Source organism: Staphylococcus sp. HMSC14C01 (genome assembly GCF_001808085.1).
Taxonomy (GTDB): Bacteria; Bacillota; Bacilli; order Staphylococcales; family Staphylococcaceae; genus Staphylococcus; species Staphylococcus hominis.
The window spans coordinates 1-15,485 of sequence record NZ_KV792021.1 but is presented as its reverse complement, the minus strand read 5'-3'; the positions used below and the strand labels follow the sequence as shown (position 1 = coordinate 15,485).

Genomic DNA, 15,485 nt, shown 5'->3' with positions numbered 1-15,485 from the left:
TGTAGGATGCAACTTGTATTTACAACTTAGAATTTACCTACACTATTTATAATTAGTCTCTATCACTAATTATAAAAAAGCATACTGGCAAGATTGCCAATATGCTTTTTATTCTAATTGTTATTTTTTAATCTTCTTACGTATACGATTCAATGTTTTAAATAGCCAATATTTAGGTTTATTAATTGGTTTATAGAAATCCCCAATTAACTCCTCGATATACACATTAAACCCTCTTTTAAAGCGATAAACACCATAATCTTCACTATTTTCAGTAAAATCACCAGATAAACCATAAAAATTATATCGATCATATCCATGATCAAAGCAATAATTCATCATGAACCAATGCATCATATATGGTCCCATATAATTATTGTATTTTTCTGATGAGCCACCTGAGAAATAGTTTACTTCATAAGCATTTGCAAAGTATACTCCAGAAGCTAAGTTTAAAATTTGTCCATCAGTTTGACGTAATTCACTTGCATGTAAGAGTTCTTTTTGGTCGTGTTCTATTTGTTTATCTAGTTCAGTAATTTTTTTCAGCTGTTTGTCACTTTTATTTTCTTTAGACATCATTTGATCACGACGCGTTTCTTTATCATTTAAAGAGGTTTGCAATGATTTAATATAGTCATCTAAATCAATATATGCTAATGGCACTAATGCTTTATCGCCGTATGTATCTATAAAATTATAAAAATATTCATCTGTTTTTGATACAAAACCAGTACGTGCTTCTGTTTCACGATACAAGTCTAAGAAAATATTTAGTTCATCTCTTTTAAGAAATCTTACTTTTACTCCATAGTTTATCGCTTTATTTATATTTCTTTTACGTTGACTATCAAACTGCTTTTTCAATGATGCAGGTGTTTCACCTTTTAGATAATTTACGCCCATCCATCTCACTTGACTAGAGCGATCATATTTCGTAGTGAAACCATGATGTTCGTAACCATGTGATTTAAATAAATTAACTAAAGCATCATTTTTTTCGTGACCTTCTACCGAATTGATATCTTTATCATAAATTTGATAAATCCAATATGGATCAAGTTTTACATATAAACATTGATGTTGGTGTAGGTATTTTTCTAATTCTCGTAGGTAAAAATCAACAAGACCTAAATCGGAATAATCCATCACTGGTCCACGATTTGAATAGTATACATAACTTCCCATAGTTGGAATTTTTGAGAAAAGACTTGCAGCAATCACTTTATTACTTTCATCTTTTACACCTAATAACACAACTTCAAATCCGTCATTTTCTCTAGTTTTTATATTTTCAGTAACTTGGAAGTAATGACTCTCTAATGATGGATTTTGTACGAAGGTTTCATATTCTTTAACTGTTAACTCTGTAAATTTCATATTCGCACTATTCCCCTCTTAATTCAATCTTTTTTTAATTTTTTTAAGTATTGTATATAGTGAATACATTGGTTTATTTATAGGTTTAACGAAATCACCAACATATTCAATTACATCTGCATTAAATCCCTTTTTAAATTTCACAACACCTGCATCTTCAGCATCATCTGTAAAATGACCACTAATCCCATAAAAATTATAACGGTCAATGTCATGATCAATTGCATAATTAATCATAGTCCATTGAACTGCATAACTTCCAGCGAAGTGTCTATATTTATTTGACGTTCCACCTGCATAATATACAACTTCAAATGGATTAATAAAGAAGAATCCAGCAGATATTGGTAATTCGTTACCGTGTTCTAATTGAAGTTGTGTTGCTTCATCAATTTTTTGCTCATTTGCTTTTAATTGCTGTTCTAAATTTATTTTTTTATTTTGTGCTTTTTTGTTATCTGGTCGTTTTTCAATATCTTTTAGAGCTTTGTTTAAGTCTTTATTTAATGTCTGACGTTCTGCATGAAGTTCTTCAAGATATTCATCAAATTTTATATATGCGAGAGGTACTAATACTCTATCTTTAAAATGATCAAATCGATTATAGTAGAAACTATCCTCTCTATCAGAAAATTCTTTAGTCTCTGATGTATCTTCCATAAATGATCTGAAAATAGGTAATTCTTCTTTAGTAAGAAATCTTACTTTAACACCATTTTTTTGGACTTTTTTAGTATTTCTTTTTCGTAAACTATCCATTCCATTTAATACATCTTTAGCAGTTTTATCCTTTAAATTTAAAACTGAATGGAACCGAATTTGTAATATTGGATCAAATCCTGTTGTAAACCCTTCGTGTTGATATCCTAATTGCTTCATTTTATCAAAGAACCAATCATTCCCAGCATTCCTTGTAATATCACCATCATGATTACGATATTGATAAGGCAAATAAGGGTCTATACGTACGTATAAACAACGTTGCTGTTTTAAATATTTACTTAATTCGTTAAAGAAAAAGTGAACGAGCTCTTTGTTTTCATAATCAATGACTGGACCACGATTTGAATAAAAATATTTAAAAATTTTCATAACGGGTACAGCAGTTAGCATACAAGCAGCAATGACTTCATTATCTTTATTTTTAATTCCTACTAAATGAGTTTCAGTTTTCTCGGCAACTTTTAACTCATAATTTTCAGTCATTTGTGTAAAATGGCTATATGGCATTTTTTCAGTAAAATCGCCAAATTCTGTAGCTGTTAAATTTGTAAACTTCATTATCTCTATAACTCCTAATTTAGAATCTTTATTTAATTTGAGTTGACTAATTTTAAAATTTTAGCTTATGTATATGTTGTGAATACGCATCGGTCTAATCTCAATAAGTATACACTAGATAAGGTTAAAACTAAAATATAAACCTGTATATACTTCCAATTAACCTAAATGCTCTTAAATTCTTGGCTTCTTCTATCTTCTCCAAATAATAAGAGCTGAAAATCATTCTTTTTCAGCTCTTAAATTCATATCTAATTTCATTTTAAATCAATTAATACTACATTGCTACTAATTCTTAAGTATTTCATGCTATGAATACTCTAAATAATTTTTATTTTATACTATGCTAACCATTATCTAAAGTTTGTCTAATCTCCCTTAAGTATTCTCCTGTTTGACTTAAGTCATCATTTTGAAATCTTCGAACGATTTCACTTCCAATAACAACACCATCTACATCTTTTACCAAATCTTTTATATGGTCTGTAGTTCTTATTCCAAATCCTGCTACAACTGGGAGAGATGTAAAAGATTTAATCATTTTTATCTGGTCTTTAAGCTTTGGATGAAACGTTCCATCTTCTCCAGTAGTAGCATTCATCGTTACAGTATAGATAAATCCTTCGGCATGTTTTGCTATATTTTGTATACGATTTATATCTGTCGTCATTGCTATTAATGAAATTATTTTTACTACTCTATTATGATTTAATTGTTGTTTTAATTGTTCTATTAATTCAAATGGTAAATCTGGAATAATTACTCCATAAACACCAATATCATCGCATTTTTTAAAAAAGGCTTTTTCTCCATAACTTAAAATAACATTATAGTATGTCATTAGAACACATTTACAATTAATTTCATTTTGATGTTTATCTAACTCATCAAATATATAGTCGATTGTTATATGATCTTTAAGTGCTTCATGACCAGCTTTCATAATGATGGGTCCATCAGCTACAGGATCTGAAAATGGAACACCAATTTCTATAATATCTGCTCCACTTTTATCAAGTAATTTTACATTTTCTAAAAATTGTCTATTACCCATGATGTAAGGAATAAATAATTTACTCATTTTTATCCTCCTTTCTCTGTTGTATATATTGTTGAATCGTTTCCATATCTTTATCTCCGCGTCCAGATATTGTCACTACTAATATATCGTTTTGTTTCATTTTAGGTGCTAATTTTTCTACATAACTTAATGCATGTGCACTTTCTATAGCGGGGATAATACCTTCTATTTTGGTGAAGCGGACAAGTGCTTCCATTGCTTCTTCATCGCTAGCACATTCATAGGTTACTCTTCCAATATCATGATAATATGAATGTTCAGGTCCAATACCTGGATAATCTAATCCTGCTGAGATAGAATGTGCCAATTCAATTTGTCCATGTTCATCTTGGATTAAATACATTTTTGATCCATGAAGCACACCGGCCTTTCCTTTCCCTATCGCAAGTGCATGTTGATTAGTATCCTTACCTCTGCCAGCTGCCTCCACACCGTATAATTTCACATCATCTTCGATAAAAGGATAAAATGTTCCTATTGCATTAGAACCTCCTCCTACACAAGCAACTATTGCATCTGGCAAACGATGTTCTTTCTCTAATATTTGTGATTTTATTTCTTGACCAATTACACTCTGAAAATCTCTAACCATCGTTGGAAAAGGATCCGGCCCTAAAGCTGATCCTAATAAATAATGTGTATCTTCCACGTGACTTACCCAATACTGTAGCGCTTTATTAACTGCGTCAGATAAAGTTCCTTGACCTTCATCCACAGCTTCAACTTTAGCTCCTAATAATTCCATTCTAAATACATTAAGTTGTTGTCTTTTGATGTCTTCTCTTCCCATAAAAACAATCAGTTCCATATCAAATAATGCAGCCACTGTGGCACTTGCAACTCCATGTTGTCCAGCTCCCGTTTCTGCAACAAGTTTATTTTTGCCCATTCGTTTAGCGAGCAATGCTTGACCTATGGCATTATTGATTTTGTGGGCACCAGTATGATTTAAATCTTCTCTTTTTAAATAAATTTTAGCCCCACCTAATGCTTCTGTATATGATTTCGCATAAGTTAAGGGTGTTTCTCTCCCAACATAATCCTTTAAATAATATGCTATCTTTTGTTGGAATTTAGGATCATTTTTTGCTTTTTTATACGCTCTCTTTAATTCAATGATAGCTGGCATTAATGTTTCCGGTACATATTGTCCTCCATACTCACCAAAAAAACCTAGTTCATTTGCTTCCGTTTGTATCTGTTTCATATTCTAAGCTCCCTTTAACGTAATTTATAATTGTTTCCATTTTCAATTTATCCTTGCATTCATTTGTCTCTATACCACTGGATATATCATAGCCTTTATGTGATAAATCCAGCTTTTCAATCTGTTGAATAGCACTTATATTTATTCCTCCTGCAATAAGATAAGGAATGTCTTGGCTTACTGATTCTAATATTTTCCAATTAAACGTTTGACCAGTACCACCAAATTGAATTGAAGGGGTATCAATAATAAATAAATCTACCCATGGCTTATATTGATTCATATCTCTATTCAAGTTTTCTGTAGCCGGCAACGCTTTAATTATCTTAATATTCTTAAAATTTAATTTAACTTTTTGGATTAATTCAATTGTTTCATTACCATGAAATTGAATGCCGTTCACATTGGTTTGTTGCAACAATGTATTTAATTCTTTATATGTAGGATTCACAACAACTATAACTCGATGAATGTGCTTTGCTACAAATTGATTTAAATAGTTAATTTGTTCTATATTTAAATGACGTTTACTTTTTGGATAATGAATAAAACCTATCATATCTATGTCTAAGGAATTGGCTTTTAAAATATCACTTTTTGTTTTAAAACCACAAAATTTTAGTATATTCATTTCTCTTTATTTAGTTTTAATGAAGGTAATAACGATGATATATTATTACTATTCATTAAAGCTCCTCCCACAAGTAATCCGTCTATGCCACTACTTACAATTTTTTTTACATCATTTAAAGTTGTAATACCACTTTCAGAAATATAGTAATAACCTTCTTTTTTCATTTCCAAAATGTCATTAGTATGTTCTACTTTAGTAATAAATGTTTTTAAATCTCTATTATTTATACCAATGATTTTAGGTTTAATTTGATAAGCGCGTTCTAACTCTTCTTTGTTATGAACTTCAACTAAGACTTCTAAGTTTTGAGATATTGCATAATGATATAAAGACTGAAGTGTATCATTGGTTAAAATATTTACTATTAATAAAATAATAGAAGCTCCGGCTCTCTTAGCAAGATCAATTTGAAGCGGATCAATGATAAAATCCTTACATAATACTGGTAAATGTGTGAGTTGTGTTAACGTTTGTAGACGTTCAAAACTTCCTCCAAAATATTTTTCATCGGTTAAAATTGAAATAGCACTTGCTCCATGATTTTCATATTTAGCAATTTGATGCTCTAAGTTAATGTCCTTGAATGCTTTTACAGAAGGACTTTTAGATTTTATTTCTGCAATAATACTCAATGTTGATTCCCTTTTCAAAGTGGTTTCTAGAGCTGACTTATAAGATACATCAACTTTTTTAATATGTTTTATTTTATCTGTATAATACCCATCGTTTAGTAACTGTTTTTTATACTGTACAATCTCATCTAATATTGTCAATTTTATTCCCCTTTCATCAACTGACATTGTTTTAAAGCTTTGCCACTATCAATTAAATCTTTTGCTAAATCAACGCCCTTTTTAATACTATCCACTCTATTTGATATATATAAGGCTAATGCTGCATTCAGCACTACGACATTTCTTTTAGGGGAATGATCTTTTCCACTTAATATGTCAATGGTAATGTTTTTATTTTCTTCAGGTGTGCCACCTTGAAGTTCTATATTATTTGCATGAGCTATGCCATAATCTCGTGCATTTAAAACATAATGTGAAATAGTCCCATCTTCATGTAATTCATATATTTCGTTATCCCCAGATAATGTTGCTTCATCCATTCTATTCGCTCCATGAAGTACGATGCCTCTTCGTCGTCCTAAATCTTTCATAGTTTTAATAATCATGGGTAATTGGGAAGCATCGTAGACCCCCATTACTTGATAATCTAATTTAAAAGGATTGATTAATGGTCCGACAATATTGAAAATAGTTGGTTCATGAATAAGTTTTCTAATAGGTTGAATGTATTTCATAATTGGATAAGATTCCATAGCGCTGATAAATGCTAAATGTGTTTTAGATACTTGTTTGGCTACATTTGCTACTTTCGTAGTAGGAATGTGTAATTGTTGTAATAAATCGGTACTTCCAGAATTAGATGTAATACTTTTATTTCCATGTTTAATGACTGGAACATCTGCGCTTGCTACTACAAATGATACTGTCGTTGAAATATTGAAACTATTTGATTTATCTCCTCCTGTTCCACAAACGCATATACTTCCTTTGTATTCAGGTTGAGTTGAATACATCGTATGAATAAGACTTTTCACTATATAAGTTAATTCTTTTTGTTGTATCGACTTATTTGTGAAAGCTTGTAATAACTTTACTTTATCTTGAGTATGACATTCTGGATCGATGAGATATTGAATAAATTCAGTAGTTTCATGTTGTGAGAGTGTTGCATGACTTTGAATTTGGTTGAGTAATGTTAAGGTCATCATATTTACCTCTTTCCTTTACGATATCGATAAAATTTTTAATTATTTGTTGTCCTTGGTCTGTTGCAAACGACTCGGGATGATATTGAATACCAAAATGTAATCCATTTTTTGTCTCATAAGATTGAATGCAATCTTTTGTCCTTCCAGTAATTATTAATTGTGATGGAAAAGAGATTTCATCACTTATTAATGAATGGTAACGCATTATATTAAATTGATTTGCTAAGTTGTTATATAATTTAGTATGTTGAATAACTGTTAATATATCGACTTTACCGTGCATGACTTTTTCGCCTTGAATAACACGGCCACCGTAATAGCATGTTATTGCTTGTGCACCTAAACATACGCCTAATATCGGTAAAGATTTATACCTTTCAATAATATTCAATAGATGGTTACTATCTAAAGGATGACCAGGTCCTGGAGATATGATGAGACCATCACTTTGGTTAACGTAGTTAAGCACATCTTTATCGTCCGGATATTTAACAATGACATCATCTAATTGACTTACTATATCAACTAAGTTATATGTAAATGAATCATAATTATCAATGATTAAAATCATGGTGTTACCTCCAATAAACTTTTTGCTTTTAATAATGTTTCTTCTAATTCTTTTTCTGGTACTGAATCATAAACCACCCCACACCCTGCTTCGACTTTCACGGTAGTATCATCAATTAACATTGTTCTTATTGCTAAAGCAAAATCTAAATTCTGATTACAATTAATGTAGCCTACACCCCCACTATATAGTCCACGTTTATATGGATATGTCTCATATATACGCCTAATTGCTCTAAGTTTTGGAGCTCCTGAAACAGTTCCTGTAGGTAATAAATTAGCAATTACTGTCATAGGAGATAATTTTTGCTTAATCTCACCTTTTACTTCGCTTACAATATGCATGACATGCTCATATTTTTCAATTTCCATTAATTTTGTAATTTTTGAACTACCGGTTCTACTGACTCTATGTAGATCATTTCTGCCTAAATCAACAAGCATTCGATGTTCGCTTAATTCCTTTTCATCACTCAATAATTGCTCTGCATTTTGTTTATCTTCTTTTATGGTTTTACCTCTTTTAATTGTTCCAGCGATTGGATTCGTAATAACCGTTCCATCTTGTACAGCTACAAAACTCTCTGGAGAACTGCCTATAATAATTTGTGTATTCATATTAATATAGTACATATATGGACTTGGATTACGTCTTTTTAAGTTTTGGTATAATTGATAACTTAATTGCAATGTATTATTTTTAAAATGATGATTGTAGCTATATATTCTAGATGGTACAACTTGAAACATATCGCCTTCTTTTATAAGCTTTTTCAATTGCTTTATAGTATTTATAAATTCATCATCTGATACATTTGGTATGATATTTGAAGGCGTAGGAGGACGAATATAATCATCTGTATAAGCTTTAATTTGAGATAGTTCCTTTATTCTATCTTTTACTCTTTTTTCTAAATCTTTCTGTTCTACTTCTGAAAATTGATTTGTAGCAATAACATATAATTCATCTTTATAATGATCAAATACATATACATCTTCTATCATGTGAAATTCAATATCATTGCTATCCTTAATTTCTTGTATAGATTGCTGTTTTAAAATTGGAAATTCATGTCTTACTAAGTCAAAACTACACGTACCAATAAAGCCAGATACAAATGGTAAATGTTTTAATTTTTCATCTGTAATCTGAATATTAAATTGATTGATATAATCTTTTAAATATTCATAAGACTTTTCAGTAATTTCAACATTTTGTTTTTTTGTTTTTATCTTTAGTAAGTCATTATTTAACACAACAGAACCATAGCTTTCGAATGCTACAATAGAATATCTACCTTTAATTTGCTTTTGGCTGGTACTTTCTAAAATAATCTTATTTTTCTTTAACTTTCCTAAAACTTCGGGTGTAATATTTGCTCTAAGTATTTCATAATATAGTTTCATTAAGCTTTAATCCTTTCTCAAAAAAATATCAGCATCCTTATTTAAAAGGACGCTGACGCGCGGTACCACCTTAATTAACTAAATATTTCGAATTATCAAAATATTTAAAGTTCACTTATTTTTTATTTGATTTTTTATAAGTATAAACCCAATTTCATTATTAGTGATGTTAGTTTTCATCAACCACTAACTTTCTATGATTATCTAGCTAATAATTACTATATTTATACCAAAAAGACACCACGATTACGTTCCATAGATAAGGACGCGTTACCGTGGTGCCACCTTAATTAACATTACATGTTCACTTTACTGTTATTAAATTTAATCTTCTAAGTCCAATTCAAACATATGCTGTGCTAATTTACATCATCCATTAGCTTTCTATTTGCTACATCACATATCTTCTACTCAATTCTCAGAATTATTAAAATATTATTATAATTCAGTATAATACATAAATAAATCTTCCTTGTCAATATTTATTTCAATTTATTGATGACAAGCAATAGGCATATAATAAGTTTTGAGCGGCATGTATAGAATCAATATGTGTTCGTTCCAGTGCATGAGAGGACTCAATACCAGCTCCAAATAATCCATGTTTAATATCTGCTCCTGCTTTTAATGCTGCAGACGCATCTGACGTATAATAAGGATAAATATCTATTTTATACGGAATATGATTAAATTTACATAAGTTTACTAGATGTGTTTTTAATTCTTTATGATAAGGTCCAGACGCATCTTTAGCACAAATAGATACTGTATATTCGTCAGAAGATTGTCCCTCTCCAAGTGCTCCCATATCAAAAGCAATAAATTCTACAATTTTATTAGAAATAGATGCATTCGCTCCATATCCTATTTCCTCATTATTAGAAATATAAAATTGAATAGTATGTGGTAATTTAATTTGTTCATTTTTTATTCTTTCTAATAAATCTAATATCATTGCTACACTTGCTTTATCGTCTAAGTGTCGGGATTTAATAAATCCAGATGATGTTATTTCTGTTCTTGGATCAAAGCTAATAAAATTACCTACTTCTATTCCTAAATCTTCTGTCTCTTTCTTAGAAGACGTTTTTTCGTCTATACGGACTTCCATATGTTCAATATCTCTTGGTATTTTTTCATTTTCGCGATATACATGAACACTTGTTTCATGTAAACATATTGTCCCTGTGTACGTTTCGCCAGAGTCTGTTTCAATCTGACAATATTCTCCTTCAATCGCATTATATTTAAATCCACCAATTAGATCGATTGTTAAACGACCATCTTCTTTAATTTCTTTTACCATTGCACCTAAAGTATCTACATGAGCAGTAATACAACGTTGACGTTCATTATCTTCACCCTCAACTGTGATAATTAATGCACCTTTATTTGTTAATTGAGTTGAATATCCTAAATGTTCTACTTTTTGTTTTACATAACTTATTGCATTATAAGCATTTCCCGAAGGACTATTAATGTTAGTTAAGTTTTGAATTAATTCTAATATCTTTGATTCCATTCAACTTCCCCCTTTAATACTTTAAATATATTTTAACCTAGATAAATAGTGAACTCTAATGAATAGTATTGTTTAAAATGAATGACTAATTTAAAATATAGATATTCTGAATATTTAGAAATAAGGAGGGCTCATATGAAAAATATTTTATTTGTTGGTTTAGGATTAATTGGTGGAAGCTTAGCTAGTAATTTAAAATTTTATCAATCTGATCTTATAATTTCTGCCTATGATACTGATGTAACTCAATTAGATAAAGCAATGTCTATTGGTATAATTGACAAAAAGATTAATGATTATGCTCTTGGTGTTAAGGAAGCGGATATTATTATCTTTGCTACTCCAGTTCATCAAACAGCAATATATCTAAATTCATTACCTAATTATGAAACCAAATCACATTTGATTGTAACGGATACTGGCAGTACAAAACTTATCATTCAAAATTTTGAAAAACGTTTATTAGAATCAAATATTCATCTTGTTAGTGGGCATCCAATGGCTGGTAGCCATAAATCTGGTGTCCTTAATTCTAAAAAACACTTATTTGAAAATGCATACTATATTTTAGTTTACGATGATGAACGTAATACACAAGCGGCTAAAACATTACAATATTTGCTCTCCCCTACACTAGCTAAATTTATTATTACTAATGCGAAAGAACATGATTATGTAACGGGAATTGTTAGTCATGTTCCACATATTATTGCCTCTAGTTTAGTACACTTGAGTTCAAGCCATGCAAATGATCATGCTTTAGTCAAACAGCTTGCTGCTGGTGAATTTAGAGATATTACAAGAATTGCAAGTAGTAATGCCGAAATGTGGAAGGATATCTCACTTAGTAATAAACAAAATATCATTAGTTTACTAGAAGATATGCAAACCAATATTAAGGATATGATAGTTAAACTTAAAAATGAAGAAGAACAACAAATATATCAATTCTTTGAAGATGCAAAAATTTTTAGAGATCAATTACCTCTTAAGCAACATGGTGTAGTCAATGTTGGGTATGATTTATATATTGATATTCCAGATAAAGCGGGTATGATTAATAAAGTTACTTCTATACTTAGTTTACATAATATTTCTATAAGAAACTTAAAAATTTTAGAAGTTCGTGAGGATATTTTAGGTGCTTTACAAGTTACCTTTAAAACTCCAAAAGATCGTGAATTAGGTATTGTTGCTTTAAATGAATTTGATACTTATATTCCATAAAAATAGAAGTGGGCCAAAATTCAAAATGAGTTTTGACCTACTTCCGTTTATTTACATTTTATGACCTGCCATTAATCCTAATCTATTATGTTTTGTTCCAGATTCAGTATAAGAAATTGCTTTTGAAACGATGCCTTTACCATATTTCTTTTGTAACGTATCAATCGTTTTAGCTAAATTTTCATCTCTTTGTCTTTTATATTCATCTACAAATAAATTTAATTGTCGATTTTCTTCATTAATGAACTGTGTTAGTGAAACACTTAACGTACGATACAAAGCCTGTTTATCACACAACTGATTCGCATAATCATTAACGACTTTAAATATATCTTGTTCTAGATTTGTAGCATCAGTTAAAGTGTGTTGTTTATGTATTCCTCCACCTTGAGTATATCCAAATGAAAAATGTATAGTACGTGCTAATTGCTTTCTTTCTCTTAATCTACAAGCAACATCTTCAATCAACTCTTGCATCACAATTTTTGTTTCATTAAATTGATAGTCTCTCATCAAAATTTGGCTTTTACATATAGTTGGATTATTAATTTTACTTTTTTCTCTTATTTTACTTTGATCTATACCGTTAGCATGTAAATGCATATCAGTGCCTAATATACCAAAGTCTTTCTTCAAATATCTATGAGGATAATGGGCTAAATCACCTATTGTAATAATTCCTTTTTTATTTAACTTTATTTCTGTTTTTTTATTGATTCCCCAAAATGATTTTAATGGTGAAATACACCATAATTTATCGGGAATGTCATGATACCGCCACTCAGTAATACCTTCTTTGGTGTGTTTAGCTTCGATATCCATAGCTACTTTACTAAGTAACAAGTTAGATCCAATACCTATTGTGCAGTATATTCCCGTCTTATCCAAAATTTCTTTTTGAAAACACTTAGCAAAAGAATATACTGTAGTATTAAAAAGATGGTAGCTATTTGTTACATCCATAAAAAATTCATCAATACTATACTGATGTAAATCTTCCCCTGGAACATATTTAAGAGCAATTTTAGAAATTTCTAATGATACTTCTAGATATCTTCTCATACTTGGATTAATAATATAAATATCATTACGTTGTGGAATTTCAAATAATCTAGATCCCGTTTTAATACCAAGTTCTTTTAATTTAGGTGTTGCTGCCAAAACAACAGATCCTTGTCGCTTAGTGTCAGCTACCACTGCTAATTTTGTCATTAAAGGATCTAATCCTTTTTCTATACAAGACACACTAGCATAAAAACTTTTCTGATCTACACATAGTATGTCTCTATCTTCAAGTAAATTATAATCATACATATCAACCCCCTCCTTAGATAATTCAATTATATAAGAACACTTGTTCTCTTACAACATTAAAAAGAACAAATGTTCTATTTAAATATCTTGAAGTTCATTTTTTAAAAATGATATACTAAGCACATAATTATGTAAGGAGGAAAACATCATGCCGATTGTAAATGTAAAATTATTAGAAGGACGCTCAGATGAGCAATTAAAAAACTTAGTCACTGAGGTTACAAATGCAGTAGAGAAAACAACAGGCGCAAATAGAGAAGCAATCCATGTAGTCATTGATGAAATGAAGAAAAATCACTACGGTGTAGCTGGCGTAAGAAAATCAGATTAATAATATTATAATCTTCAAAGTTTACATAATAATATTATTGTAGTTAAATAGATAATAAATAAGCAGGCCACTTTGGCCTGCTTATTTATTATTCGTCTAAAAATGATTCTATTGCTTTTTTATTTTTCTCTTTATCAATATCTAATGCACTACCATCGTTATTAGTATTGATATTTTGATAAGAATTTTTTAACGGTACAGTTAGTGTTTCCACATTTTTATCGCCTCGTATTCCAAAACTTAGTCCTGTTTGGAAAATAGCTGAGTTTGGCATATCTGTATTAATATATCCTCTCAATATACCAGCTACTTTAGGTAATTTCACGATTGTACTTGGGGTAATCAATTCTTTCTTAAGTGTTTGCATAACTTGTTGTTGACGTCTCACACGTCCAAAGTCTCCCTCTGGATCATGTCTAAATCTCGCATAACCTAATAATTCTTTACCGTTTAATCGATGGTGTCCTTTTTTTAATGAAACCCCTATATTTTCTGACATATCTTTTTCAACATCAATTGGCACACCATTAGGTTCTAATTCATCAATCATTTTTTCAAAGCCAGTGAAATCAATGACTGCATAGTATTCAGGATTAATACCTAAATTTTTATTTAGTGTTTGTCTCAACAACTCTGGTCCCCCAAGTGAGTATGCAGCATTAATTTTATATTTGTCATAACCAGGAATTTCCGCATAAATATCACGCATAATTGACATCATTTTCATTTTTTTCTTAATATAGTCATACTGTACAACCATAATAGAGTCAGTTCTTGATTTTCCACCATTAGCTTGGTCAGCACCGAGCATTAATACTGTGATTTTCCCGTCATTTTTAACGGCTCCATTAAATTTATGAATTTTAATATCTTTTGCATGTTCTTGTGCATATTTCATACCACTTTGATATCCATGAACGACATACGTAATCATTGCAATAAGTAAAACTACAATAATCAGTATTACAAAAGGTAATTTTCGAAATTTTTTCTTCTTGCGTCGTTTAGAAGGTATCGTTGTCCCCGTTTGTCGTCTTAATATTGTATTATCCTTCTCTTCTGTCATATTTACCTACCTTACACTCTCTAAAATCTTCAAAATAATATTCGGATATACTATAATATATAAATAAGTTATATAAAATATCTTAAAAAATCAAGTGTTTTCAATAAATATTACAAAGGTGTTATGAAAGGATGGCGTAAATGAATATTAATACAGCATACTTCGCAGGAGGCTGTTTCTGGTGTATGACAAAACCGTTTGATCAATTTGAAGGTATTGAATCAGTAACATCAGGTTTTATGGGAGGATCAGTTAAAAATCCAACCTATGAACAAGTAAAGAGCGGAACTACTGGACACTATGAAACTGTTAAAATAGAGTATGATGTTGCTTTATTTTCTTATCATAAATTATTAGAAATATTTTTTTCAGTCATTGATCCATTAGATGCTGGGGGTCAATTCCAAGATAGAGGGTCACAGTATCAAACAGCTATTTTTTATACAAATGATGATCAAAGAAAAGTTGCGATTAACTATATCAAAGATTTAGAACAAACGATGCATTCTGATAAAGCCATTGCTACTAAGGTTCTTCCCGCTTCAAATTTTTATAAAGCAGAAGAATATCATCAAAATTTCTATAAAAAAAATCCTGAACGTTACGCACAAGAACAGCGAGATCGCGCAAATTATGATCCTCGTTCTAACTCATAATAAAAAAGAGTCCGGGACATAAAGTA

General features: G+C 30.0%; 15 protein-coding genes. 3 read left to right on the top strand and 12 right to left on the bottom strand.

What is annotated here, in order from left to right:
- Positions 1-120: 120 nt before the first annotated feature.
- The 10 genes from HMPREF3131_RS02510 to HMPREF3131_RS02465 form a co-directional block, all read right to left on the bottom strand.
- Positions 121-1,380 carry an aminoacyltransferase gene (locus tag HMPREF3131_RS02510; protein WP_048681888.1) on the bottom strand — a complete coding sequence of 420 codons (1,260 nt, stop codon included), beginning with the start codon at positions 1,378-1,380 and terminating at the stop codon, positions 121-123.
- An 18-nt stretch (positions 1,381-1,398) separates the two neighbouring features.
- Positions 1,399-2,661 (bottom strand): aminoacyltransferase, encoded by a 1,263-nt coding sequence (locus tag HMPREF3131_RS02505; protein ID WP_070436434.1) that lies wholly within the window; start codon positions 2,659-2,661, stop codon positions 1,399-1,401.
- 346 nt (positions 2,662-3,007) lie between these two features.
- Complete coding sequence (gene trpA / locus HMPREF3131_RS02500; protein WP_017174692.1) at positions 3,008-3,742, bottom strand: tryptophan synthase subunit alpha; 735 nt, start codon at positions 3,740-3,742, stop codon at positions 3,008-3,010.
- Positions 3,735-4,949: a tryptophan synthase subunit beta gene (gene trpB / locus HMPREF3131_RS02495; RefSeq protein ID WP_070436433.1), complete on the bottom strand. Its 1,215-nt coding sequence runs from the start codon at positions 4,947-4,949 to the stop codon at positions 3,735-3,737. Before trpB ends, trpA begins: the two co-directional genes overlap by 8 nt.
- On the bottom strand, positions 4,921-5,580 hold the full coding sequence (locus tag HMPREF3131_RS02490) for a phosphoribosylanthranilate isomerase (protein WP_048681664.1): 660 nt from the start codon (positions 5,578-5,580) through the stop codon (positions 4,921-4,923). The genes trpB and HMPREF3131_RS02490 overlap by 29 nt, the downstream gene beginning before the upstream one ends.
- On the bottom strand, positions 5,577-6,356 hold the full coding sequence (gene trpC / locus HMPREF3131_RS02485; RefSeq protein ID WP_017174689.1) for an indole-3-glycerol phosphate synthase TrpC: 780 nt from the start codon (positions 6,354-6,356) through the stop codon (positions 5,577-5,579). The genes HMPREF3131_RS02490 and trpC overlap by 4 nt, the downstream gene beginning before the upstream one ends.
- A gap of 2 nt (positions 6,357-6,358) precedes the next feature.
- A complete protein-coding gene (gene trpD / locus HMPREF3131_RS02480) occupies positions 6,359-7,363 on the bottom strand; it encodes an anthranilate phosphoribosyltransferase (protein ID WP_176743903.1) in 1,005 nt (334 codons plus the stop codon).
- Positions 7,308-7,937: an anthranilate synthase component II gene (locus HMPREF3131_RS02475; protein WP_017174687.1), complete on the bottom strand. Its 630-nt coding sequence runs from the start codon at positions 7,935-7,937 to the stop codon at positions 7,308-7,310. The genes trpD and HMPREF3131_RS02475 overlap by 56 nt, the downstream gene beginning before the upstream one ends.
- On the bottom strand, positions 7,934-9,343 hold the full coding sequence (locus HMPREF3131_RS02470; RefSeq protein WP_017174686.1) for an anthranilate synthase component I: 1,410 nt from the start codon (positions 9,341-9,343) through the stop codon (positions 7,934-7,936). The genes HMPREF3131_RS02475 and HMPREF3131_RS02470 overlap by 4 nt, the downstream gene beginning before the upstream one ends.
- A 487-nt stretch (positions 9,344-9,830) precedes the next feature.
- Complete coding sequence (locus HMPREF3131_RS02465; protein WP_037541014.1) at positions 9,831-10,865, bottom strand: M42 family metallopeptidase; 1,035 nt, start codon at positions 10,863-10,865, stop codon at positions 9,831-9,833.
- A 135-nt stretch (positions 10,866-11,000) separates the two neighbouring features.
- On the opposite strand from HMPREF3131_RS02465, the gene HMPREF3131_RS02460 reads away from it, so the two are divergent.
- Positions 11,001-12,092, top strand: coding sequence for a prephenate dehydrogenase (locus HMPREF3131_RS02460; RefSeq protein ID WP_070436431.1), 1,092 nt, complete (start codon positions 11,001-11,003; stop codon positions 12,090-12,092).
- A 51-nt stretch (positions 12,093-12,143) separates the two neighbouring features.
- On the opposite strand, the gene HMPREF3131_RS02455 is transcribed toward HMPREF3131_RS02460, so the two are convergent.
- Entirely contained in the window at positions 12,144-13,406 is a 1,263-nt protein-coding gene (locus HMPREF3131_RS02455) for a Y-family DNA polymerase (RefSeq protein ID WP_017174683.1), read from the bottom strand.
- Positions 13,407-13,554: 148 nt separating this feature from the next.
- Between HMPREF3131_RS02455 and HMPREF3131_RS02450 the strand changes: the two genes are divergently transcribed.
- A complete protein-coding gene (locus HMPREF3131_RS02450) occupies positions 13,555-13,737 on the top strand; it encodes a 2-hydroxymuconate tautomerase (protein WP_070436430.1) in 183 nt (60 codons plus the stop codon).
- A gap of 88 nt (positions 13,738-13,825) precedes the next feature.
- Here HMPREF3131_RS02450 and HMPREF3131_RS02445 read toward each other — a convergent pair whose 3' ends face one another.
- Positions 13,826-14,803, bottom strand: a complete 978-nt coding sequence (locus tag HMPREF3131_RS02445) for an LCP family protein (protein ID WP_049419820.1) — start codon at positions 14,801-14,803, stop codon at positions 13,826-13,828.
- A gap of 140 nt (positions 14,804-14,943) precedes the next feature.
- On the opposite strand from HMPREF3131_RS02445, the gene msrA reads away from it, so the two are divergent.
- A complete protein-coding gene (msrA, locus tag HMPREF3131_RS02440) occupies positions 14,944-15,459 on the top strand; it encodes a peptide-methionine (S)-S-oxide reductase MsrA (protein WP_002449832.1) in 516 nt (171 codons plus the stop codon).
- Positions 15,460-15,485 lie beyond the last annotated feature (26 nt).

Excerpts from the sequence above, each read along its gene's own strand:
- HMPREF3131_RS02510 (WP_048681888.1), bottom strand. The coding sequence starts at position 1,380 with ATGAAATTTACAGAGTTAACAGTTAAAGAATATGAAACCTTCGTACAA.
- msrA (WP_002449832.1), top strand. The coding sequence starts at position 14,944 with ATGAATATTAATACAGCATACTTCGCAGGAGGCTGTTTCTGGTGTATG.
- trpA (WP_017174692.1), bottom strand. The coding sequence starts at position 3,742 with ATGAGTAAATTATTTATTCCTTACATCATGGGTAATAGACAATTTTTA.
- HMPREF3131_RS02450 (WP_070436430.1), top strand. The coding sequence starts at position 13,555 with ATGCCGATTGTAAATGTAAAATTATTAGAAGGACGCTCAGATGAGCAA.
- HMPREF3131_RS02475 (WP_017174687.1), bottom strand. The coding sequence starts at position 7,937 with ATGATTTTAATCATTGATAATTATGATTCATTTACATATAACTTAGTT.
- HMPREF3131_RS02465 (WP_037541014.1), bottom strand. The coding sequence starts at position 10,865 with ATGGAATCAAAGATATTAGAATTAATTCAAAACTTAACTAACATTAAT.
- HMPREF3131_RS02460 (WP_070436431.1), top strand. The coding sequence starts at position 11,001 with ATGAAAAATATTTTATTTGTTGGTTTAGGATTAATTGGTGGAAGCTTA.
- trpB (WP_070436433.1), bottom strand. The coding sequence starts at position 4,949 with ATGAAACAGATACAAACGGAAGCAAATGAACTAGGTTTTTTTGGTGAG.
- HMPREF3131_RS02505 (WP_070436434.1), bottom strand. The coding sequence starts at position 2,661 with ATGAAGTTTACAAATTTAACAGCTACAGAATTTGGCGATTTTACTGAA.
- HMPREF3131_RS02455 (WP_017174683.1), bottom strand. The coding sequence starts at position 13,406 with ATGTATGATTATAATTTACTTGAAGATAGAGACATACTATGTGTAGAT.
- HMPREF3131_RS02490 (WP_048681664.1), bottom strand. The coding sequence starts at position 5,580 with ATGAATATACTAAAATTTTGTGGTTTTAAAACAAAAAGTGATATTTTA.
- trpD (WP_176743903.1), bottom strand. The coding sequence starts at position 7,363 with ATGACCTTAACATTACTCAACCAAATTCAAAGTCATGCAACACTCTCA.
- HMPREF3131_RS02470 (WP_017174686.1), bottom strand. The coding sequence starts at position 9,343 with ATGAAACTATATTATGAAATACTTAGAGCAAATATTACACCCGAAGTT.
- HMPREF3131_RS02445 (WP_049419820.1), bottom strand. The coding sequence starts at position 14,803 with ATGACAGAAGAGAAGGATAATACAATATTAAGACGACAAACGGGGACA.